17 protein-coding genes are annotated in these 21,302 nt (G+C 67.6%); 7 read left to right on the forward strand and 10 right to left on the reverse strand.

Annotation, left to right across the window (positions count from 1 at the left end; genetic code table 11):
* Positions 1 to 1,629: an L-glutamate gamma-semialdehyde dehydrogenase gene (gene pruA, locus EYZ64_RS23935; RefSeq protein ID WP_135457330.1), complete on the reverse strand. Its 1,629-nt coding sequence runs from the start codon at positions 1,627 to 1,629 to the stop codon at positions 1 to 3.
* 83 nt (positions 1,630 to 1,712) lie between these two features.
* Between pruA and EYZ64_RS23940 the strand changes: the two genes are divergently transcribed.
* The 5 genes from EYZ64_RS23940 to EYZ64_RS23960 all read left to right on the forward strand — a co-directional run bounded on the left by EYZ64_RS23940 (position 1,713) and on the right by EYZ64_RS23960 (position 7,357).
* Entirely contained in the window at positions 1,713 to 3,284 is a 1,572-nt protein-coding gene (locus tag EYZ64_RS23940) for a PucR family transcriptional regulator (RefSeq protein ID WP_135457332.1), read from the forward strand.
* A gap of 90 nt (positions 3,285 to 3,374) precedes the next feature.
* Positions 3,375 to 3,950: a DUF6199 family natural product biosynthesis protein gene (locus EYZ64_RS23945; RefSeq protein ID WP_135457333.1), complete on the forward strand. Its 576-nt coding sequence runs from the start codon at positions 3,375 to 3,377 to the stop codon at positions 3,948 to 3,950.
* Positions 3,951 to 4,034: 84 nt separating this feature from the next.
* Complete coding sequence (locus EYZ64_RS23950; RefSeq protein WP_135457335.1) at positions 4,035 to 5,519, forward strand: carotenoid oxygenase family protein; 1,485 nt, start codon at positions 4,035 to 4,037, stop codon at positions 5,517 to 5,519.
* Positions 5,520 to 5,528: 9 nt separating this feature from the next.
* The gene (locus EYZ64_RS23955; RefSeq protein ID WP_286175110.1) at positions 5,529 to 6,743 is read left to right on the forward strand and encodes a sensor histidine kinase; all 1,215 of its coding nucleotides are present in this window, start codon (positions 5,529 to 5,531) and stop codon (positions 6,741 to 6,743) included.
* On the forward strand, positions 6,740 to 7,357 hold the full coding sequence (locus EYZ64_RS23960; RefSeq protein ID WP_135457337.1) for a response regulator: 618 nt from the start codon (positions 6,740 to 6,742) through the stop codon (positions 7,355 to 7,357). The genes EYZ64_RS23955 and EYZ64_RS23960 overlap by 4 nt, the downstream gene beginning before the upstream one ends.
* Positions 7,358 to 7,375: 18 nt before the next feature.
* Here the strand turns inward: EYZ64_RS23960 and dapC are convergent, their stop codons facing one another.
* Both dapC and fdxA read right to left on the reverse strand, forming a co-directional pair.
* Positions 7,376 to 8,479 carry a succinyldiaminopimelate transaminase gene (gene dapC / locus EYZ64_RS23965; RefSeq protein ID WP_135457339.1) on the reverse strand — a complete coding sequence of 368 codons (1,104 nt, stop codon included), beginning with the start codon at positions 8,477 to 8,479 and terminating at the stop codon, positions 7,376 to 7,378.
* Between the two features lie 29 nt (positions 8,480 to 8,508).
* Positions 8,509 to 8,832, reverse strand: a complete 324-nt coding sequence (gene fdxA / locus EYZ64_RS23970; protein ID WP_135457341.1) for a ferredoxin — start codon at positions 8,830 to 8,832, stop codon at positions 8,509 to 8,511.
* Positions 8,833 to 9,093: 261 nt separating this feature from the next.
* On the opposite strand from fdxA, the gene EYZ64_RS23975 reads away from it, so the two are divergent.
* The gene (locus tag EYZ64_RS23975) at positions 9,094 to 11,109 is read left to right on the forward strand and encodes an NADPH-dependent 2,4-dienoyl-CoA reductase (RefSeq protein WP_135457343.1); all 2,016 of its coding nucleotides are present in this window, start codon (positions 9,094 to 9,096) and stop codon (positions 11,107 to 11,109) included.
* A gap of 65 nt (positions 11,110 to 11,174) precedes the next feature.
* Here EYZ64_RS23975 and EYZ64_RS23980 read toward each other — a convergent pair whose 3' ends face one another.
* On the reverse strand, positions 11,175 to 11,723 hold the full coding sequence (locus tag EYZ64_RS23980) for a YceI family protein (protein ID WP_135457345.1): 549 nt from the start codon (positions 11,721 to 11,723) through the stop codon (positions 11,175 to 11,177).
* Positions 11,724 to 11,924: 201 nt separating this feature from the next.
* Between EYZ64_RS23980 and EYZ64_RS32260 the strand changes: the two genes are divergently transcribed.
* Complete coding sequence (locus EYZ64_RS32260) at positions 11,925 to 12,482, forward strand: excalibur calcium-binding domain-containing protein (RefSeq protein WP_286175111.1); 558 nt, start codon at positions 11,925 to 11,927, stop codon at positions 12,480 to 12,482.
* A 180-nt stretch (positions 12,483 to 12,662) separates the two neighbouring features.
* On the opposite strand, the gene EYZ64_RS23990 is transcribed toward EYZ64_RS32260, so the two are convergent.
* The 6 genes from EYZ64_RS23990 to EYZ64_RS24015 form a co-directional block, all read right to left on the reverse strand.
* Positions 12,663 to 13,082: a cupin domain-containing protein gene (locus EYZ64_RS23990; RefSeq protein ID WP_135457347.1), complete on the reverse strand. Its 420-nt coding sequence runs from the start codon at positions 13,080 to 13,082 to the stop codon at positions 12,663 to 12,665.
* A gap of 33 nt (positions 13,083 to 13,115) precedes the next feature.
* The gene (locus EYZ64_RS23995; RefSeq protein ID WP_135457349.1) at positions 13,116 to 13,838 is read right to left on the reverse strand and encodes an SDR family NAD(P)-dependent oxidoreductase; all 723 of its coding nucleotides are present in this window, start codon (positions 13,836 to 13,838) and stop codon (positions 13,116 to 13,118) included.
* 13 nt (positions 13,839 to 13,851) lie between these two features.
* Entirely contained in the window at positions 13,852 to 14,445 is a 594-nt protein-coding gene (locus EYZ64_RS24000) for a sigma-70 family RNA polymerase sigma factor (protein ID WP_502702986.1), read from the reverse strand.
* A gap of 170 nt (positions 14,446 to 14,615) precedes the next feature.
* Positions 14,616 to 15,530, reverse strand: coding sequence for an MBL fold metallo-hydrolase (locus EYZ64_RS24005; protein ID WP_135457351.1), 915 nt, complete (start codon positions 15,528 to 15,530; stop codon positions 14,616 to 14,618).
* Between the two features lie 75 nt (positions 15,531 to 15,605).
* The gene (locus EYZ64_RS24010) at positions 15,606 to 18,398 is read right to left on the reverse strand and encodes a helix-turn-helix transcriptional regulator (protein WP_135457353.1); all 2,793 of its coding nucleotides are present in this window, start codon (positions 18,396 to 18,398) and stop codon (positions 15,606 to 15,608) included.
* Positions 18,399 to 18,524: 126 nt separating this feature from the next.
* Entirely contained in the window at positions 18,525 to 21,113 is a 2,589-nt protein-coding gene (locus EYZ64_RS24015; RefSeq protein WP_167857944.1) for a bifunctional FO biosynthesis protein CofGH, read from the reverse strand.
* Positions 21,114 to 21,302 lie beyond the last annotated feature (189 nt).

The raw sequence follows: 21,302 nt of genomic DNA on the forward strand, positions 1-21,302 counted from the left end.
TCAGGCCTCCATGTGCGGGTAGGTGTGGTTGGTGGGCGGCACGAACGTCTCCTTGATGGAGCGGGCCGAGGTCCAGCGCAACAGGTTCAGCGCCGAGCCGGCCTTGTCGTTGGTGCCCGAGGCCCGTGATCCGCCGAACGGCTGCTGGCCGACGACCGCCCCGGTCGGTTTGTCATTGACGTAGAAGTTGCCCGCCGCGTTGCGCAACCGGTCGGCGGCGGTGAGCACCGCCGCGCGATCGTCGGCGATCACCGCGCCGGTCAGGGCGTAGCGGGCGCCGGTGTCCACGACGTCGAGGATGCGCTCGTACTCCCCGTCCGGATAGACGTGCACGGCCAGGATCGGGCCGAAGTACTCCGTGGAGAACGCCTCGTCGGTTGGGTCGTCGGACAACAGCACGGTGGGTCGCACGAAATAGCCCTCGCTGTCGTCATATTCGCCGCCGGCGGCGATTGTGACGCCCGCGGCGCCCTTGGCCCGCTCGATCGCCGCGACATTCTTGGCGAAGGCGCGTTCATCGATCACGGCTCCGCCGTAATTGGTCAGGTCGGTGACATCGCCGTACTTGAGGTCCGATGTGGCCGAAAGGAAATCGTCGCCCATCTCGTGCCACACCGACCGCGGAATGAAGGCCCGCGAGGCCGCTGAGCACTTCTGTCCCTGGTAGTCGAAGGCGCCGCGGATCAGAGCGGTGCGCAGCACATCCGGGCGGGCCGAGGCATGCGCGACGACGAAGTCCTTGCCGCCGGTCTCACCGACCAACCGTGGATACGTGTGGTAGCGCTCGATGTTCGCGCCGACCTCGCGCCACAGGTGCTGGAACGTGGCGGTCGACCCGGTGAAGTGGATGCCGGCCAGACGCGGATCAGCCAGCGCCACATCAGAAACCGCGATTCCGTCACCGGTCACCAGGTTGATCACCCCGGGCGGCAGCCCGGCGACCTCCAGGAGCTGCATGGTCAGGTAGGCCGCGAAGGTTTGGGTGGGTGAGGGTTTCCACACCACGGTGTTGCCCATCAATGCGGGCGCGGTGGGCAGGTTGCCGGCGATCGCGGTGAAGTTGAACGGGGTGATGGCGTAGACGAAGCCCTCGAGCGGCCGGTGGTCGGTGCGGTTCCAGACGCCGGGGCTGCTGACCGGCTGCTGGGCCAGGATCTGGCGGGCGAACTCGACGTTGAACCGCCAGAAGTCGATCAGCTCGCAGGGGGCGTCGATCTCGGCCTGGTAGGCGGTCTTGGACTGGCCGAGCATCGTGGCGGCGGCGATCTTCTCGCGCCACGGTCCGGACAGCAGGTCGGCCGCCCGTAGGAATACCGCGGCGCGTTCGTCGAACGGCATCGCCGCCCACTCGTGTTTGGCGGCCAGGGCGGCTTCGATGGCCGCGCCCGCGTCGGAGTGTTCGGCGTTGGTCAGTGTGCCCAGCGGCGCACTGTGGCGATGCGGCTGCACGACGTCAATCCGTGCGCCGCTGCCCATCGTCTGTTTGCCGCCGATGACGTGGGGCAGGTCGATCGGGGCGCCGGCGAGGTCGCCGAGCGCGGTGATGAGTCGGGCGCGTTCGCCCGAGCCCGGTGCGTAGTCGTGGACCGGCTCGTTGGCCGGCGAGGGCACGTCGGTGATGGCATCCATGAGTCAAGAATCCCCGACGTGACCCACACAACACTTGTCCGATCAGACAAGCCTAACCGCGTACAGCAGTAGAATCGGACAACATGCGGACGACGGGTGTCAGCCTGGGCCAACTGCTGTTGGCGCTGGACGCCACGCTGGTCCGGCTGGTGCAGGCACCACGCGGCCTGGATCTGCCGGTGGCCTCGGCCGCGCTGATCGATTCCGACGATGTGCGGCTGGGCCTGGCACCGTCCGCGGGGGCCGCCGACGTGTTCTTCCTGCTCGGCGTCTCCGAGAACGATGCGCTGCGCTGGGTCGAGCAGCAGAGTGCGCGCCGCGCACCCACCGCGATCTTCGTCAAGGAGCCGTCGGCGACGGTGGTCAGCCGTGCAGTGGCCGCAGGCACCGCGGTGGTCGCCGTCGATCCGCGGGCCCGCTGGGAGCGGCTCTACCGGTTGGTCAACCATGTCTTCGAGCACCACGGTGACGGCGGCCTGCACGATTCGGGCACCGATCTGTTCAGCCTGGCCCAATCCGTGGCCGAACGCACGCACGGCATGGTCAGCATCGAGGACGCCCAGTCACACGTGCTGGCCTATTCGGCGTCCAGCGACGAGGCCGACGAGTTACGGCGGCTCTCAATCCTCGGCCGGGCCGGGCCACCGGAGCATCTGGCCTGGATCGCGCAGTGGGGCATCTTCGACGCGCTGCGCTCCCGGCCGGAGGCGGTACGGGTGGCCGAGCGTCCCGAACTCGGACTGCGCCCCCGGCTGGCGATCGGCATCTTCGCACCCGCGGTCGACGAGCGCCGGGCCCCGGCGTTTGTCGGCACCATCTGGGTGCAGCAGGGCAGCCGCCCGCTCGCCGACGACTCCGAGGAGGTGCTGCGCGGCGCCGCGGTGCTGGCCGCACGCATCATGGCCCGGTTGGCCGCCGCCCCGTCGACGCATGCCGTGCGGGTGCAGGAACTGCTGGGCTTGCGAGAGCCGGACGAGGCGTCCGACATCGGCCTGATCGCCCGCGAACTGGGGGTGGCAGTCGACGGCCGAGCCGCGGTGATCGGCTTCGACGGCGGAACTGCCGGCACTCGGCTCGCTGATGTTCTGGCGTTGAGCGCCAGCGCTTTTCGCCATGACGCACAGATGGCCTCGGTGGGTTCGCGCGTCTATGTGTTGTTCCCCAGTACCGGTAAGGCAGTGACTTCGTGGGTACGCGGCACCGTGGCGGCTCTGCGGGCCGAATTGGGGCTGAAGTTGCATGCCGTCATCGCGAGCCCGGTGGCCGGGTTGTCCGGTGCCGCCGCTGCCCGCACCGACGTGGACCGGGTGCTCGACACCGCCGAACGCCACCCCGGGACACTGGCCGCGGTCACTTCACTGGCCGAGGCACGCACCACCGTGCTGCTCGACGAGATCGTCACCGCGATCGCGGCCGACGAGCGGCTGATCGATCCACGGGTGCAACAGTTGCGGGCCGAGGAGCCGACCCTCGCCGAAACCCTGGGCGTGTACCTGGACTGCTTCGGTGACGTCGCTGCGGCGGCACAGCATCTGCACGTACACCCCAACACCGTGCGCTACCGGATCCGCCGGGTCGAGCAGCTGTTGGGGGCCTCGCTCAACGATGCCGATGTGCGACTGCTGCTCGCGTTGAGTCTGCGCGCGACGGCGTGAGGCGGCCGAAATTGGTGCGATTGGCAGTGCTTCTCGTCCCCCAAGATGACACCTGAGGATTGACGCGACACGTTCGACGAGGGGTTAACCATGCTGGGGCTGGGCATCCTGTCTTTTCTTCTGGCCGCCGTGCTGGTGTTCTTCGCCATGCGCCCGAAGCTTGCCTTCTACCTCGATGAGGGATGGAAGTTCCGCAATGAGACCGAGCCGTCGGACACCTACGTGGCGGTCAACGGGGCGGGACGGATCATCGGCGCGGTCGTGGCCGTGGTCGTGGGCATCGCCTGTATCGGTGAGTACTTCAGCGAGAAGAGCGAGGCACGGGCGGAGAAGGAGCAAGCTGACCTATATGCCGCCGCCGAGCAGCGGTGTGATTCTGAGGTCAGGCCCCGGTTCAACGAGGCCATCAGGTGGGCCGATGACGGACACATTGCCAATCCCGAGGAACTCCAAGCTCTCGCCGAGGAACTCGACGTCGAAATCAAGATCACGGCCGGGTCCGCGCCCAGTTTGAAGGGCAAGCCACCCAGCCGCCCGGACAACTTGTTGGTAACTGACCCGACCTTGCCGAAATACCACGACATGCTGGTCTATTACAGCGGCTTGCCGTCGTACCTGAGGCTGATGGCGGACCCGGTCGAGTGCTCCGTCGCTCCTCCGCGCTGACCGCTCCCTGTCCATCGTTCGGTTGACACACGAATCAGCCGTGAAGTCGTCGCGCCGAAGCGGCGGGAGGGGCACGGTAGGGGTATGACTACCGAAGCGGTTCAGCAGGAATCCGAGCATCCGTATCTCAGCGGGAACTTCGCGCCGGTGCATGACGAGGTCACCGTCACCGACCTCACGGTTACCGGAACCATTCCGGACTATCTCGACGGGCGGTATCTGCGCACTGGACCCAACCCACTGCGGGCTCCCGATCCGCGGCACCACCACTGGTTCCTGGGCGACGGCATGGCGCACGGGATCCGGCTGCGCGACGGCGCGGCGACCTGGTACCGCAACCGCTGGATCCGGTCGAGCTCGGTGGCGCGCGAGCTCGGCGAGAAGTGGGCCGGCGGCGCGCATGCGGGCGGATTCGATTTCCCCGCCAACACCAACATCATCGGCCACGCCGGCAAGACCCTGGTACTCACCGAGGCCGGCGTGCGGCCCTACGAACTCACCGAGGAACTCGACACCGTTGGCCCGTCCGATTTCTGCGGCACGCTGTTCGGCGGATTCACCGCCCACCCCAAGCACGACCCGAAAACCGGTGAGTTGCATGCCGTCTCATACAACCCGCTGCGCGGCAACCTGGTGACCTACACGGTCACCGGGGTGGACGGCAAGGTCCGGCGCGCTGTCGACATCGCCTTGCCTGCGCACACGATGATGCACGACTTCACGCTCACTGAGAAGTACGTGGTGATCTACGACCTGCCGGTGCTGCTGGACCTGACGACCATGGTCAAGAGCGCTCCGGCGCGGGCCGCGGCGCGACTGTTGACCGGATTCGCCGCCCGGCACGCGGCACCGGACTTCGTATTGCGCGCGGCAATGCGCGGATCGGAACGCGCCGCACTTCCGACGACCACGATGCCCTACCGGTGGGCACCCGAGCACGGTGCCCGTCTCGGGGTGATGCCGCGCGAGGGTTCGGCCACCGGCATCCGCTGGTTCGACGTGCCGCCGTGCTACGTGTTCCACGCGCTCAACGGTTACGACCAGACCGGGCCCGACGGCGAGAAGATCGTGCTCGACGTCGTCCGGCACCCGGCGGTGTTCACCACCGGCGACCGGCTGTTCACCGATTCGATCACGTTGGACCGCTGGACCATTGACCTTCGCACCGGCCGGGTGGCCGAGCAACGACTCGACGACGACGCCCAGGAGTTCCCCCGCGTCGACGAGCGCGTCGTGGGGCGGCAGCACAGGTATGGCTACACCGTCAGCCTCCCATCGGAACCGGACGCGGCACCGGCCGCCATCCTGCGTCACGACCTGCGTGACGGCACGACCGATCGGGTCGACTTCGGTCCGGGGCGCGAACCCGGCGAGTTCGTTTTCGTCCCGTCCGGTCCGGACGCCGACGAGAACGACGGTGTGGTCATGGGATTCGTCTACAACCGCGCCGAGAACCGCAGCGATCTCGTGCTGCTCGATGCCGCGAGCCTGGCACCCGTTGCCACCGTGCATATTCCGGTCCGAGTTCCACACGGCTTCCACGGCAACTGGGTGGCCTCAGACCGTTAGCATCGGCAGATGACCGAAACCGGTCAACCCACAACGTCGAGGCCGGCCGTAGGCGAGCCGTCGGACTGGCATTGGATGTGGGAGACCTACGTCTGCGGGCTGTGCATCGCGGCGATCGTCGCGGTCGTGGTGCTGCGGCACACACTCGGCGGCAACGTACCGGTGGCTTGCGGCGCCCTCACGGCGATGATCGTGATCGTTCTGGTGTTCGGACGCAACGTCATTCATGAGGCGGATCCGATCACCGGCCCGGTGCGGGCACGCACCGCGACGTTCGTGGCGGTGATGATCGGCCTGTGGCTGATCGCCCTGCTGGCCGCGGCGCCGGCCGTCGCGGCGATTCCGGCACTCTTCCCGCTGATCTTCGCCACGCTGCCGCTGGCGGCGGCACTGACGCTGACGTTCGTGGTCACCCTGGCGCCGTTGGGCCTTGCCGTGGCGATCCACGGGCTGGGGTGGCCGAGTCTGCCCGCGGTGGCCGCGGTGACGCTGGTAGGCGCGGTGGCGGCCCCGATCATCGGCACGACGATCATGACGACCACGCGGCAGCGGCAGCAGTTGGCCGACACGGTCGCTGAGTTGGCGGCGAGCCGGGCCCAGCTGGCTCAGCTGTCCCGCGAGGCCGGGGTTGCCGCGGAGCGGGAGCGGCTGGCCCGGGAAATCCACGACACCCTGGCCCAGGGGTTCACCAGCATCGTGGCGCTGGCTCAGGCCGTGCAGGCCGAGAGTGAGAGCGATCCGGCCGCCGCCACCCGCCACGTCGAGCTGATCCGCAGCACCGCGCGGGACAACCTGGCCGAGGCCCGCACGATGGTGACCCGGCTGACCCCCGCGGCGTTGGAGGAGGGCACCCTGTCCGCCGCGCTGCGCCGTCAGGCCGAGGGGCTCGCCGCCGAGACCGGCATCGCCGTCGACGTACGTATCGACGACGACCTGCCGCAGCTGGGCATGGCCACCGATGTGGTGCTGCTGCGCAGCGCGCAGGAAGCGATGGCGAACGTGCGCCGGCATGCCCACGCCAGCAAGCTCCACGTGCGGCTGCAGAAGGCCGCGGACGGAGTACGACTTTCCTTGTCCGACAACGGCATCGGTCTACAGACCGATCACGTCGACGGGTTCGGCCTGCGCGGCATGCGGGCCCGGCTGGATCAGGTCGGCGGCACGTTGACGGTTTCCGCGCCGGAGGGCGGCGGGGTGCGGGTCGTCGTGGCGGTGCCGGCATGACGACGGTTCTGTTGGTCGATGACCACCCCGTGGTCCGTGAAGGGCTGCGCGGCATGATCGACGCCGAGGACGACCTGACCGTGATCGGCGAGGCCGGCTCCGGGGCCGAGGCGATCAGGCTGGCCCACACGCTGCGGCCCGACGTCATCCTGATGGATCTGCGGATGCCCGGGATCGACGGCGTCACCGCGACCGCGCGAATCCTGGCCGACAATCCGTCGACGCACATCGTCGTCGTCACGACCTACGAAAGCGACACCGACATCCTTCGCGCCGTGGAGGCAGGCGCGACCGGCTATCTGCTCAAGGACGCGTCGCGGGCCGAGTTGGCTCGCGCAGTTCGCGACGCCGCGCGCGGCAAGACGGTGCTCGCCCCGGGCGTCGCCGACCGATTGGTGCATGCGGTGCGTGCACCGTCGGTGACGCTGTCGGCGCGCGAGGCGGAGGTGCTGGCGCTGGTGGGCACGGGTGCCACCAATGCCGATATCGGCCGCGCCCTGCACATCAGCGAGGCCACGGTGAAGACGCACCTGCTGCGCGCGTTCCACAAGCTGGGGGTGTCCGACCGCACGGCGGCGGTCACCACGGCGATGTCGCTCGGGTTGCTCGACTGAGGTTTCTCTCGCGAGGGTTCAGGCGGCCAACCGCTGGACCGCGGCGGCGATGCGCTCGTCGGTCGCAGTCAGCGCGACCCGCACGTACTGGGCGCCGGCCGGACCGTAGAACTCGCCCGGCGCAGCGAGGATCCCGCGCTCGGCCAACCACTTCACGGTGTCGCGGCAGGGCTCGCCGCGGGTGGCCCACAGGTACAGGCCCGCCTCGGAGTGCTCCACGGTGAATCCGGCCGCCTGCAGGGCGGGCAGCAGAACCGCACGACGATTCGCGTACCGCTCGCGTTGGACGGCCTCGTGCTCGTCGTCGTCGAGCGCGGCCACCATCGCGGCCTGCACCGGCGTCGGCACGATCATCCCGGCGTGCTTGCGCACCGCGAGCAGTTCGGCCACCACGGCAGGGTCGCCCGCGACGAACCCGGCGCGGTAGCCGGCCAGCGAGGAAGTCTTGGACAGGGAGTGCACGGCCAGCAGCCCGGTGTGGTCACCGTCGCAGACCGACGGGTGCAGCACGCTGAACGGCTCGGCTTCCCAGCTCAGGCCGAGGTAGCACTCGTCAGAGGCGATCAGCACGCCGCGGTCACGGGCCCAGGACACCACCTTGCGCAGGTGGTCCACCCCGAGCACGCGGCCGGTGGGGTTGCTGGGTGAGTTCAGGTAGATCAGCGCGGGACGCTGTGGCCCGAGCTGGGTCAACGAGTCGGCCCGCAGGACCTGCGCCCCGGCGAGCAGGGCGCCCACCTCATAGGTGGGGTAGGCCAGTTCGGGCACGACGACGGTGTCGCCGGGACCGATCGCCAACAGCGTCGGCAGCCAGGCGATCAGCTCCTTGGTGCCGATCACCGGCAGGACCGCATCCGGCGCCAGGTCGGTGATGCCGTACCGGCGTCGCAGCGCCGCTTCGGCGGAGCCACGAAGTGCCGGGGTGCCGGCTGTCGTCGGATAGCCCGGAGCGGAACTGGCGGCGGCCAGCGCATCCCGGATCACCGGCGCCACCGGATCAACCGGAGTGCCTACCGAAAGGTCGACGATTCCATCGGGGTGAGAACGGGCCAGAGCCGTGACGTCGGCCAGCGTGTCCCATGGGAACTCTGGCAATACCGCCGAACGACGCTGTCGCACCACGTCAGTCTCGAAGCCGGGTTCGACCGTGCTCAGTCCTCGGCCTTGGCCGGCAGGTCCTTGATCGCCTGCGGGTCATTGTCGGTCAGGCCGACCTTGGAGGCACCGCCGGGTGAGCCCAACTCGGAGAAGAAGTCGGCGTTGACCTGCGTGTAGCTGCTCCACTGGTCCGGGACGTCATCTTCGTAGTAGATGGCCTCGACCGGGCAGACCGGCTCACATGCGCCGCAGTCCACACACTCGTCGGGGTGGATGTACAGCATGCGTGCACCCTCGTAGATGCAATCGACAGGGCACTCCTCGATACATGCCTTGTCTTTGACGTCGACGCAGGGTTCGGCAATGACGTACGTCACTGATGTCTCTCCTGTCCAGTGGGCTGCTGGGCTCGGTGTTCGGGACTCTGATGAGTCGACGTCACAGTATGCGTTGCCCATACTTGGACGCTCGTCTCAGTGTGCCCTAACTTCACGCGTCACCATTTAAGGGTGGCTCGTGGTAACAGATACTAAACGTTGCAGATACACCTCGCCTAGTCGCCACCACAATTACTCGGACCCCCGGCAATGTCATTCAACTAGTTGCATAGGACCGACGGTCCCACCTACCCTGCCGACATGGGCTTGGCGTATCCGAACCTTTTGTCACCGCTGGACCTTGGCTTCACCACCCTGCGCAACCGGGTGGTGATGGGCTCGATGCACACCGGCCTGGAAGATCGCGCGAGTGATACCGCGAAGCTGGCCGAGTACTTCGCCGAGCGGGCCCGCGGCGGCGTCGGCCTGATCATCACCGGCGGCTATGCCCCGAACAAAACTGGTTGGCTGCTGCCGTTCGCCTCGCAATTGGTGTCCTCGTCAGAAGCACGGCGGCATCGCCGGATCACCGGCGCCGTGCACGAGGCCGACGGCAAGATCCTGTTGCAGATCCTGCACGCCGGACGCTATGCCTACCATCCACTTTCGGTGAGCGCCTCCGCGATCAAGGCCCCCATCAACCCGTTCCGGCCACGCGCGCTGCGCGATATCGAGGGCACCATCGACGATTTCGTCCGCTGCGCGCTGCTGGCCCGCGAGGCGGGTTATGACGGAGTCGAGATCATGGGCAGCGAGGGCTATCTGCTCAACCAGTTCCTGGCCCCGCGCACCAACAAGCGCACCGACGCGTGGGGCGGCACCCCGGAGAGACGTCGCCGCTTCCCGGTCGAGATCGTGCGCCGCGTGCGCGAGGCGGTGGGCTCCGATTTCATCATCTGCTACCGGATGTCGATGGCCGATTATGTCGAGGACGGTCAGAGCTGGGACGAAATCATCGCATTGGCAACCGAAGTCGAGGCGGCCGGAGCGACGATGGTCAACTCCGGGTTCGGCTGGCACGAGGCACGGGTGCCCACGATCGTCACCTCGGTGCCCAACAGCGCGTTCGTCGACATCAGTAGCGCGGTGGCCGAGCACATCTCCATCCCGGTGGTGGCGTCCAATCGGATCAACATGCCGCAGACCGCCGAACAGACTTTGGCCGAGACTCACGTGCGGTTGATCTCGATGGCCCGGCCCTTCCTCAGCGATCCGGACTGGGTGCTCAAGGCCGCCGAGGAGCGCGTCGATGAGATCAACACCTGCATCGCCTGCAATCAGGCCTGCCTCGATCACGCCTTCGTACACAAGAAGGTTTCGTGCCTGCTCAACCCGCGGGCCGGGCGGGAAACCTCGCTGGTGCTCAGCCCGACGCGCCGCGCCCGGTCCGTCGCCGTCGTCGGCGCCGGGCCGGCCGGACTGTCCGCCGCCGTCAGCGCCGCCCAGCGCGGCCACCGGGTGACCCTGTTCGAGGCGGGGTCGGCGATCGGCGGGCAATTCGACCTGGCCAGAAGGATTCCCGGCAAGGAAGAGTTCAACGAGACCATCCGGTACTACACCACCATGCTCGACAAGCTCGAGGTCGACGTGCGACTGGGGGTCCGGGCCGGGGTGGACGACCTGTCCGGCTTCGACGACGTGGTCCTGGCCAGCGGGGTGACGCCGCGGCTTCCCGCCATTCCCGGCATCGACCATCCGAAGGTCCTCACCTACGCCCAGGCCATCGCCGGTGCGCCGGTGGGCAAGTCGGTGGCGGTGATCGGCGCGGGCGGAATCGGTTTTGACGTCAGTGAATTCCTGACAACCGACGAGTCGCCGACGTTGAATCTCAAGGAGTGGAAGGCCGAGTGGGGTGCGGCCGATCCCCAGGAAACCCGCGGCGCACTCACCACTGCATTGCCGGCCCCCGCGGTCCGCGAGGTGTATCTGCTGCAGCGCACCAAGGGCGCACAGGGCCGCAACCTCGGCAAGACCAGTGGCTGGGTTCATCGCGCGTCACTGAAAGCCAAAGGGGTACAACAGCTTTCCGGGGTGAATTATGAGCTCATCGATGATGAGGGTTTGCACATCAGCTTCGGTACCGAGCGCCGCGACCGACGGGTGCTGCCCGTCGACAACGTGGTGATCTGCGCCGGGCAGGAGTCGGTGCGCGATCTTGAGGATGCGTTGCGCACCGCCGGGATCGAGCCCCACATCATCGGGGGCGCCGCTGTCGCAGCCGAACTCGATGCCAAGCGGGCCATCAAGCAGGGCACGGAGTTGGCTGCTCGCCTGTAGCTCGCCGTTGTCGCGCTGGAGTGGCGCAGTTGGCCGGCGCCACTCCAGCGCGACAAGGCACGGGATCAGGCCTGCTTGAGGGCTTCGATCTCCAGGGTGACGGTGATCTTGTCGCCGACGACGGTGCCACCGGTCTCCAGCGGCATGTCGATGTCGATGCCGAAATCCTTGCGGTTCAACACCACCGAGGCCTCGAAGCCCGCGACTGCACCCTGTCCCATACCCGGGTTGACGCCGTTGTACTCGAGCTTCAGCGAGACCGGCTTGGTCACGCCCTTGAGGGTGAAGTCGCCGTCGACGATGTAGTCGTCGCCGTCGGGACGCACACCGGTCGAGACGAAGGTGGCGGTCGGGTGGTTCTCGGCGTCGAAGAAGTCTGCGGACCGCACGTGGGCGTCGCGCTGCTCGTTGCGGGTGTTGATCGAGGTGACGTCGATGGTGGCGTTGACCGACGGGGTGCCGTCTTCGGCAACCGTGACGGCGCCGCTGAACGCCTCGAAGCTGCCGCGGACCTTGCTCACCATCAGGTGACGAACCGAAAAGTTGATCGACGAATGCACGGGGTCGATGGCCCAGGTGCCTGCGGTCAGGTCGGTGGCTACTGCGACGGTCATGGTGTCTCCTTGGTTCGAGAGCCGGTCGGTCCGGCACCTTCACCAAACACTAACCGGACCGTGGTCCGATTCAATTCCCGATTTTCGCGGATTTCTTCTCGATCTTGAGTCCGGCGGCGCATCATGCGGTGGTCAGCAATTTGCGTAGTTGTCAATTTGAAGATCGGAACCACTGGTATGCGCCTACTCGCCCTCATCCTGATGTCTGCCGCAGCAACAAGCTCACTCCTCGCGGCGCCGATCGCCAACGCCTACCCGAATTGCGCAGCGGCCCGAGCCGCCGGCGCCGCTCCCCTCTATGCGGGCCAACCCGGTTACAGCACGAAACTGGACCGGGACGGCGACGGCGTCGCGTGCGAGACCGGAGGAGGGTCGGCATCCGGCGGCGGAGGGCTCCCGCTCTACGACGGGAATGGCAGCGGTCCGGCCGCGACCGGCCCGGCCGCACCGGTTCCGGCCGTCCCCGCCACCACAGCTGGAGGCGGCTACACGACCGTGGTCAGATGGACCGGCGCGAACTGCATCGACATCACAGCGCCCTCGGGTCCGGCGGGCACTCTGCTGACCGGCACGCATTGCGGCGGCCAGGCGACGTTGTTCAGTAGCGGGGTCGGCGACCAGATGGTGGGTGCGGACCCGATCATCGGCGATGCCGGGAGCCTGGCCTGCGAGATCCTCAGTGGGCGGTTGACAGACTCGGGAATCGCCGGCGACGGGCACGACGTAAATTGCCTGACCCGCGCGAGCGCACTGTCGTAGTCCGCGTCCACCGACAGACACGCACGCTCACGGTACAGCGGGATCGCCCGTGGCATTACTCACGCAGCGCGGGGCGAGTAATCCGTGGTTCGTTGACGGGCCGGCCGGCCGATACCCTTGGCAATCGCCTCGGCGCATGGCACGTCCGCCGATACGCCAGGCCCTCCTGCCGACGGGCCGTCACCCTTCGGTTTCGGCGACCACGCGCAGGTGCGCCCGCGCGGCGAGCTCTTCGTCGTCGACGAGGGTCAGCATCGGTTGCCCTGGTACGCACAACATGGTGACCAGGAACCTGCTGCGGATGTCGTCGCGGTGGTTGGCATCCGAGTAGTGGATGACATCGCCGCCGGGCTCCCAGAACGCCTCCCCCGCGCGGATGACACGGGGCGGTTCACCCTCCAGCTCGAAGAGCATCTCCCCCTCAAGCATGTAGCCGAACGCGGGGCCACCGGGATGTTTGTGCGGGGGTGCACCTGCGCTGCCCGGCGGATACTCGATGACCACCGTCATCGCATGTGCCCCGTGGGGAAGGAACGGAGGCACCACCTCGTGCACCACGGTCAGTGCGCCTTCCCAAGCCGGGTCATATTTCTTCGTCATGGCTGCTCCTCAATCCGGTACCGGCCGAACGGTTCACAGGGCACTCCCGCCACCGTCGACGTGCAATGTCGAACCGGTGACGAAACTCGAACGTGGCGAGGCCAAGAAGAGGACCGCCTGGGCGATCTCGTCGGGGTCCGCGGTGCGGCCCAACGGCAGCGACCTACCGAGCTCCTCGTTGGACTCGCCCCATTCCGCCTGCACGCCTTCGGTTCTGGTCGGTCCGGGAGCTACGCTGTTCGCCCGCACCCCGGCTGGGCCGAATTCCACCGCCCATGTGCGAGTCAGGGATTCCACCGCCGCCTTGGAGGCGCTGTAGGCCGACGCTCCGGCGATACCCTTCGTCGCCACCATGGTGGTCACATTCACGATGCTGCCCCGTCCCTGCTGCAGCATCCCGGGCACCAACCCCGCGGTGAGGAAATAGAGTCCACGGACGTTCGTGCCATACGTCCGCTCGAAGGACGAGACTTCCTGGTCGACGGTCAGCGCGGCCGGGAAGCTCGCTGCGTTGTTCACCAGGACGTCGACCGTGCCTACCTGCTTCACAAGCTCGTTCACCGCGCGGATGTCGGACAGATCGGCCTGGATGAATCGGGCGCGCGGTCCGATTCCGGCGGCCGCGGCGGCACCGCGGTCGGCATCACGGCCGGTGATCATGACCGACGCGCCAGCCTGGGCCAGAAGCCGTGCCGAAGCCAGCCCGATACCGGCGGTGCCGCCGGTGACCAGCGCGCATTGCTGGGATAATTCCACTGCGCCTCCTTGACTAGGCGATACGTTGTTCGGGCGGCGCCAACGATTCCCGTAACCGCTGCCGCCCACGTGATGCTCGCGACATCACGGTGCCGACCGGGATGTTCAGGATGGCGGCGGTTTGGGCGTAGGTGTATCCCTCGACGCAGGCGTAATACAGCACCGCCGGGTAGCCGTCGGGGAGTTCGGCCAATGCCTCGGTGAGACTGGGATCGGGCAGTGCGCCCAGCACCTCGGTCTCCGCGGAATGCAGACTGCCGGAGCGGTACACGGCAGCACGAGCCAGATCACGGTCGGTGACGTCCTCCACCGCGATCTCGGCCAACCGCCGTTGCGTACCCCGGTGGTTGCTGACCCACCGGTTGTACATGATCCGGAACAACCACGCCCGCAGATTGGTACCCGCCTGGAACTTGCGGAAGCCCGCATAAGCGTGCAACAGGGTGTCCTGCAACAGATCCTCGGCGTCGGCTTCGGTTCGGGTCAGCCGGCGGGCCCCGCGTTGAAGCACATCGCGCAGCGGGCCGGCCTCCCGGGTGAACCGCGCCGCCATCTCGGCGTCGGATTCGTCGGTGTCCGATGTGTCCGGGACAGATGTCAGCGTCACTGTTGCGCCGCCGGCGTGTTGGCGTCGAGTACATCCATGTTGAGAACCTCCAGGTGAGAGTTGGTTTCCGGGCTGGATCCAGCCTCACCTGTACGGGCCCTACGCGGACCCCTGAAAATCCGTAGTCCGATCCGTGGTGGCGGCCACGTAGAGCCCGATCCGACAGGCGTTCAGTAGTCCCAGACAGCCGGAACGCAGCGGAACGCGTCTCCGGCGTCCGCAACGCGGCAGACCGACGGGAACGGCAGGTGGGTGGCCACCAATGACTCGCCGGTCGCCGCCAGCTCCCGCAATAGATCGACCCGGACGCGGGCCGCCTCCTCAGGGTCGTGTTCGAATCCGTTTTGCCACTCGGGGTTGTCGAAACCTGGCGCGAACACAGCGTCGCCGGCGAACGTCAGCTTCTCGCCGCGGGAGTCCAGGCGGACCACGCTGTGTCCGGGGGTGTGTCCGCCGGTGCGGCTGATGAGCACGCCCGGTGCGACCTCGTACTCCGTCTCGAACGTTCGCAACTGCCCGCGGTACTCGTCGAGGAACTGCGTGGCGACCCGGCGCAGCACGTCCGGGATCGGCTGCGGCATGACAGTGCGGGAGAAATCGGGTGACTCCCAGAACTCGGCCTCTGCCGTCGCGGCGTGGACCCGCAGGTCTGGGCGCAGTCTTTCCTTGACGCCCTTGGTGATCAGCCCGCCGACGTGGTCCATGTGCATGTGGGTGAGCACCACATCGGTCACCGACGTCAGATCGACACCGGCCGCCTCGAGTCGCTGCACGGTATTGCCGGCCCGCGGGAAATCCGGAAACTCCAGCCCCAGTCCGGCGTCGACGAGAATGGTTCGTTCGCCGGTGCGCACCACCACCACATTCAGCGGCCAGTCGACCACCTCGGGCGGCAGGAAATTGTCGCCGAGCCAGCCCGCCAGCTCGCTTGGTTCGGCGTTGGTGGCCAACGTCGAAGCGGTGATCGGCAGCACCCCATCGCTGATCACCAGCACCTCGATGTCGCCGACCTGCACCGCGTAGCGCGACGGGACCAACTCATCGAGACCCCGATTACCAAGGTGCGCAATGCTATCCAAGCTCATGTTCTCTCCTTCTGAGGGCTGAGACACGGTCGACATGACCTGTCTTTCCCGTAGAACGCCCCCGGGCGGCGAGAACTATCCAGACCACGACACTGTGCGCAATTGGCGGCGCGAGGTGATGCCGAGCTTGACGAAAACCTTGCGCAGGTGCCATTCCACGGTGTGATTGCTGATGAACAACTGTGTGCCGATCTCCTGATTGGTCAGCCCGTCGCGGGCCAGGCCGGCGATCTGCGCCTCCTGCGAGGTCAGCTGATCACCAGATACCACCGGTTGTTTGCGGACCTTCTCCCCGGTCACCAGCAACTCCCGGCGGGCTCGTTCGGCGAATCCCTGCGCGCCCATCTTGGTGAAGATGTCGTGGGCTGCAGCGAGTTGGCGCCGGGCCTCGGTGCGGCGGTTCACCCGGCGCAGCCATTCCCCGTAGGACAGCCGGGCCCTCGACAGGTGCAAGGCGATATCGGCGCGTTCCAATCGCTCGATCGCCTCGACGAATCTGGCCTCGGCGTTCTCGTTGTCGGCCAGTAGTGCCTGCGCCGCCGCCAGTGCACCAAGGCCCCAGTCAGTACCGCTGGCTTCCGCCCGCTCCCGAAATGCCGGCAGCGCAGCGATGGCGGACTCCCGGTCACCGAGATGCACCGCCGCCTCGATGAGTTCGTACAAGCACCAACTGTAGAACCCGAGGTCCTCGTATTCGCAGGCCGTCTGTGCCGCCGCCAGGGCCTCCTCGTAGCGGCCGAGACCGTTGTAGAGCACCGTGGTGCTGAAGCCGCAAAGCCCGAGCAGCCGTCCTTCGCCCCTGGCCGCCCCGTCGGCGGCGGCTCCCGCGATGATGGCGAGGGCCTCGTCGTGCATGCCCCGCCACGCTGCCACCGTCAAACTGTGGTAGCGCACCGGCACATAACCCATCGATGCGTTGATGGCATTCGATTCTTCGATAAGCCTTGTCGCTGCATCGAATTCGCCGCGATAGAAATGCACGCCGGCCCGGTACCCGAGAGCGGGCGGCAGCGCGGCCAGCGCTCCCGCCTCCCGGGCCCGACGCACGGTGTCGGTGGCGATCCGCTCCAATACCTTGTCGTCCCACATCTCATGCGCGGCCGATTCCTGGGCGACGGGGAACGGCCAGAACAGCCATTGACCCGGGCTCTGTTCTGCGTGGGTGTTCCAGAGTTCAAGGGCCGCACGCAGATCGGCGGATCCCGCACCGGGTCCGTTCATGATCCGCGACGACATGCCCCGCAGCAGGAAGTCGTGCGGACGTTCGAGCCGCGCCACCCGGCCGACCGCTGTTCCGCCGGCCGCGGCCACCTCTGCCAGCAGGCCGGGGTCAGCGAGACGCCCGGCGTACATCGCAGCGGTGAGCGCCTCCAGGTACGTCTCGCGGGCCAGGTCATCGTCGAGTCCATCGAGGGTCCGCGCGACGGCGAGAAGGTGCGCAGCCGCATCGCCGACCTTCGGAGCTCCCGCTGCGCCGGCCCGGCTGCGGACGAAGTCCATCTGCGCGCGCATGCGTGCGACCTGAGCTCGCTGCAGCGCGGACAGCGAGGCCGAATCCGCGATCGCCAGCAGTGCGTAGGCCGCATCGGGTGACGCCGCTTCGCGCTTGGCCTGGGCCGCGGCGATCGCGCGAGAGCCGCGCAGCTCGGGGTCTAGGGTGAGCACGGTCGAGCGCTCCAAAAATGCTGCAGCCGAGGCGATTCCACCCCTACTCTGCGCGCGGTCAGCCGAGGCGGCCAGCTCGGCGGCCACCGTGTCGTCGGGTCCGGTCGCCGCCGCGGCAGCATGCCATGCGCGACGGTCGGGGTGATCGCTCGGATCGGTCGCATCCGCCAACGCTCGATGAGCGGTCCTGCGTTCGCCCAGTTCGGCAGCGCGGTAAGCGGCCGAACGCATCAGCGGATGCAGGAACCGCATCCGGGTGCCGAACTCGATGAGACCGGCCGCCTCGGCCGGGCCCAGCGCGTCGGCCGGGATGCCGAGCGAGGCCGTGGCCCGCAGAAACAGAGCGGGATCACCCACTGGTTCGGCCGCTGCGACGAGCAGCAGCCACCGGGTGCTCTCCGGCAGCGCCTGAATGCGCTGCACGAAACCCTCCTCGATGGCCGCGGTGGAAGAACGCTTGCCGGAGATCCAGAAGCCGCCCGCCAGCTCGGTAGCCGAAACGGTCTGCGGTACATCGAGAATCGCCAGTGGGACACCGCGGGTCTCGGCGACGATCCGGTCCCGCACCAACGGGTCGATACCGCCGAGCATCACCGATTCGAGCAGGGCTCGCGCGTCGGCATCGGACAGCCCGGTGACAATGAGTTCGGGAAGTCCGGCCAGTATCTCCGAATGCCCGTCGCGAATCGCGAAGACGAGAGCGACCCGTTCGGCCAGTAACCGTCGTGCGACGAAACCCAGCGTCTGCACCGATACCTGGTCGAGCCACTGTGCGTCATCGACGATGCACAGCACCGACTGGTCGGCAGAGGCCGCCGCCAGCAGGCTCAGGACCGCCAACCCGACCAGAAACCGGTCCGGCGTCGGTCCGGTGCCATAGCCGAAGGCGACGGTAAGCGCGTCCCGCTGCGGGCCCGGCAACCCATCGAGGTGGCCCATCAGCGGCGAGCACAACTGTTGCAGGCCGGCATAGGCGAGGTCCAGGTCGGACTGCACCCCGGCGACCCGCAATGCTCGGAACCCCGCCGAGGCCGAAGCGAATTCGGCCACATGATCCAGCAGCGCGGTCTTACCGATACCCGCCTCACCACGCAGCACCAGTACCTGGCCCTGACCCGAGCCGGCTGCGGCGACCAGTTCCGTCAGGACCGCGCAATCACGTTCGCGTCCCCGCAGCCCAGAGCTGCCAGCCTGGCTCGACATGTGCACCACCGTGTCAGTTGCGAACGAACCCAGCTATGGGCCAGCCATGGCTGGTCCAGTGGCCGATCTGATCCTAGCGAGCGCGATGGTGTGGGTACTGCCAGCGCATCCACGGCGGGAAGGGAGTCAGGCAGCGAGGGGCGAGTAATCCGTGGTGCGTTGACGGGCGGGGCGGCCGATGCCCTCGGCGATCGCGACGAGTTCGGCCACCGTCTTGGCTGACCCGTTCTCCGAGCCGGCCATCCGGGAGATGGTCTCCTCCATCAACGTGCCGCCGAGATCGTTGGCACCGCCGCGCAGCATCACCTGGGTGCGTTCGACGCCGAGTTTGACCCAGCTGGTCTGAATCGACGGGATCCGGCCGTGCAGCATGATCCGTGCCAAGGCGTGCACTGCGCGGTTGTCGCGGTGCGTGGGCCCGGGACGCGCGCCGCCGGCCAGATACAGCGGTGAGGACTGGTGCACAAACGGCAGTGGCACGAATTCGGTGAAGCCGCCGGTCTTGTCCTGGATGCCACGGAGCACGTTGAGGTGCCCGACCCAGTGCTTGGGCGTGTCCACGTGTCCGTACATCATCGTCGACGACGAGCGCAGGCCCACCTCGTGCGCGGTCGTCACCACGTTGATCCACTCTGACGTCGGCAGCTTGCCCTTGGTGAGCACCCAGCGCACCTCGTCGTCGAGGATCTCGGCGGCCGTGCCCGGGATGGTGTCGAGACCGGCCTCACGCAGACTTGTCAGCCATTCCCGCACGGACAGCCCGCTGCGGGTCACGCCGTTCGCGATCTCCATCGGGCTGAACGCGTGCACGTGCATCGACGGCACCCGTGCCTTGACGGCACGCACCAGATCGGCGTAACCGGTGACCGGAAGCTCCGGGTCGATACCGCCCTGCATGCAGACCTCGGTGGCACCCGCGACATGCGCCTCCCAGGCACGGTCGGCGACCTCGTCGGTGGACAGCGAGTACGCGTCGGCGTCACCCTTACGCTGCGCGAACGCGCAGAACCGGCAGCCGGTGTAGCAGATGTTGGTGAAGTTTATGTTGCGGTTGACGACGAACGTGACGTCATCCCCGACGACATCGCGACGCAACGAATCCGCCAGTGCGGTAACGGCTTCCAGTGCCGGACCGTCCGCGGTGGCCAGCGCGAGGTACTCGTCGTCGCTGCAGCCGCCCGGATCCCGTTCGGCGGAGCGCAGCGCAGCCAGCACGTCGGTGTCGATTCGTTCGGGCGCGCGGGCGGCGAGCTCGTGCACCTTGGCGCGGATCGACTCCCAGTCGCCGAATGCACTGTCCAGGTCGCTGCGGGTCTCGGTGAGCCGGCCCTCGGAGTCGATCGCGGAGTGCAGATCGATGCGGCCCAGCGAACCCGCTTCGTCGGGTTCTTGCCACTGCAGGCCCACGGGTTTGACGTCGAGCGCGAACCCGGTGTCGGGATCGGCCAGCGCATCGACATGCCCGCGCACCCGCGGATCGATCCATGCCGCACCCGCCTGCACGTACTGCGGTTGCGCGGTCAGCCGCTGCACCAGGTCGTAACCTGCCTCGGCAGTGACGTCGGCCAGATCGTCCAGCGCCGGCCAGGGCCGCTCCGGGTTGACGTGGTCGGGGGTCAGCGGTGACACACCGCCCCAGTCATCGACGCCGGCGCCGATCAGCGCCAGGCATTCGTCACGCGACACCAGGTTGGGCGGGGCCTGGATACGCATCTTGGGCCCCAGCACCAGGCGCGTCACCGCGATCGTCACCAGGAAGTCGTCGATCCCGGCATCGGGCGTCGATGCCATCGCGGTGTGGTCCTTGGCCCGGAAGTTCTGCACGATCACTTCCTGAACGTGGCCGAACTCCTTGTGGGACTTGCGGATCGCATGCATGGTCTCGGCGCGCTCGGTCAGCGTCTCGCCGATGCCCACCAGCAGGCCGGTGGTAAACGGGATCGACAACCGACCGGCGTCGTCCAGCGTCCGCAGCCGCACCGCAGGATCTTTGTCCGGGCTGCCGTAGTGGGCCTCGCCCTTGATCTCGAACAGGCGCCGCGAGGTGGTCTCCAGCATCATTCCCATGGATGGCGCGACGGGCTTCAGCCGCGACAACTCCGACCAGCTCATCACGCCGGGGTTCAGGTGCGGCAGCAAGCCGGTCTCCTCGAGCACGCGGATGGCCATGGCCCGCACGTAGTCCAGCGTGGAGTCGTAGCCACGCTCGTCGAGCCATTGCCGAGCCTCGTCCCAGCGATCTTCGGGGCGGTCACCGAGGGTGAACAGCGCTTCCTTGCAGCCCAGCTCGGCACCCTGGCGGGCCACGTCGAGGATCTCGTCGGGCTCCATGTACATGCCCATGCCCTGCGCGCGCAGCTTGCCGGGCACGGTGACGAAGGTGCAGTAATGGCAGGTGTCTCGGCACAGATGCGTCACCGGGATGAAGACCTTGCGCGAGTAGCTGACCGGAAGCCGGCCGCCGGCTCCACGCCGGCCGGCTGATTCCAGGCCGGCGTCGCGCACCCGGGCGGCGCTGGCACACAGATCGGCCAAATCCTCGCCGCGGGCCGTCAACGCGATGGCGGCCTCGTCGACATTGAGCGTCACGCCGTCACGGGCTCGGCGCAACACCCGCCGTAGGGCGCCCGAAGTGGTCGGCGCACTGGGCACCGCGGATTTCGGTGGGACGGCCGGGGTGGGCAGATCGGCGCCGTGCTGGGGGTTCAGAGCCACTCCCGTGTAACCCCGTCGTTGTACACAATCATCCACGCGTCTCACATTCTGAAACCAATGCGCCCGGCATAACCGCCACGATAGACCCAGCATGTCCGCACGGCGTCAGGCCCTTAGGGGACACACACCATAAAGGAACGACGAACGGGTTGCCGACCGCGTAAGTTGTTTCCGTCGGGAAGGGGATAC

Origin of the sequence: Mycobacterium sp. DL99 (assembly GCF_004762045.1) — a bacterium.
GTDB lineage: Bacteria > Actinomycetota > Actinomycetes > Mycobacteriales > Mycobacteriaceae > Mycobacterium.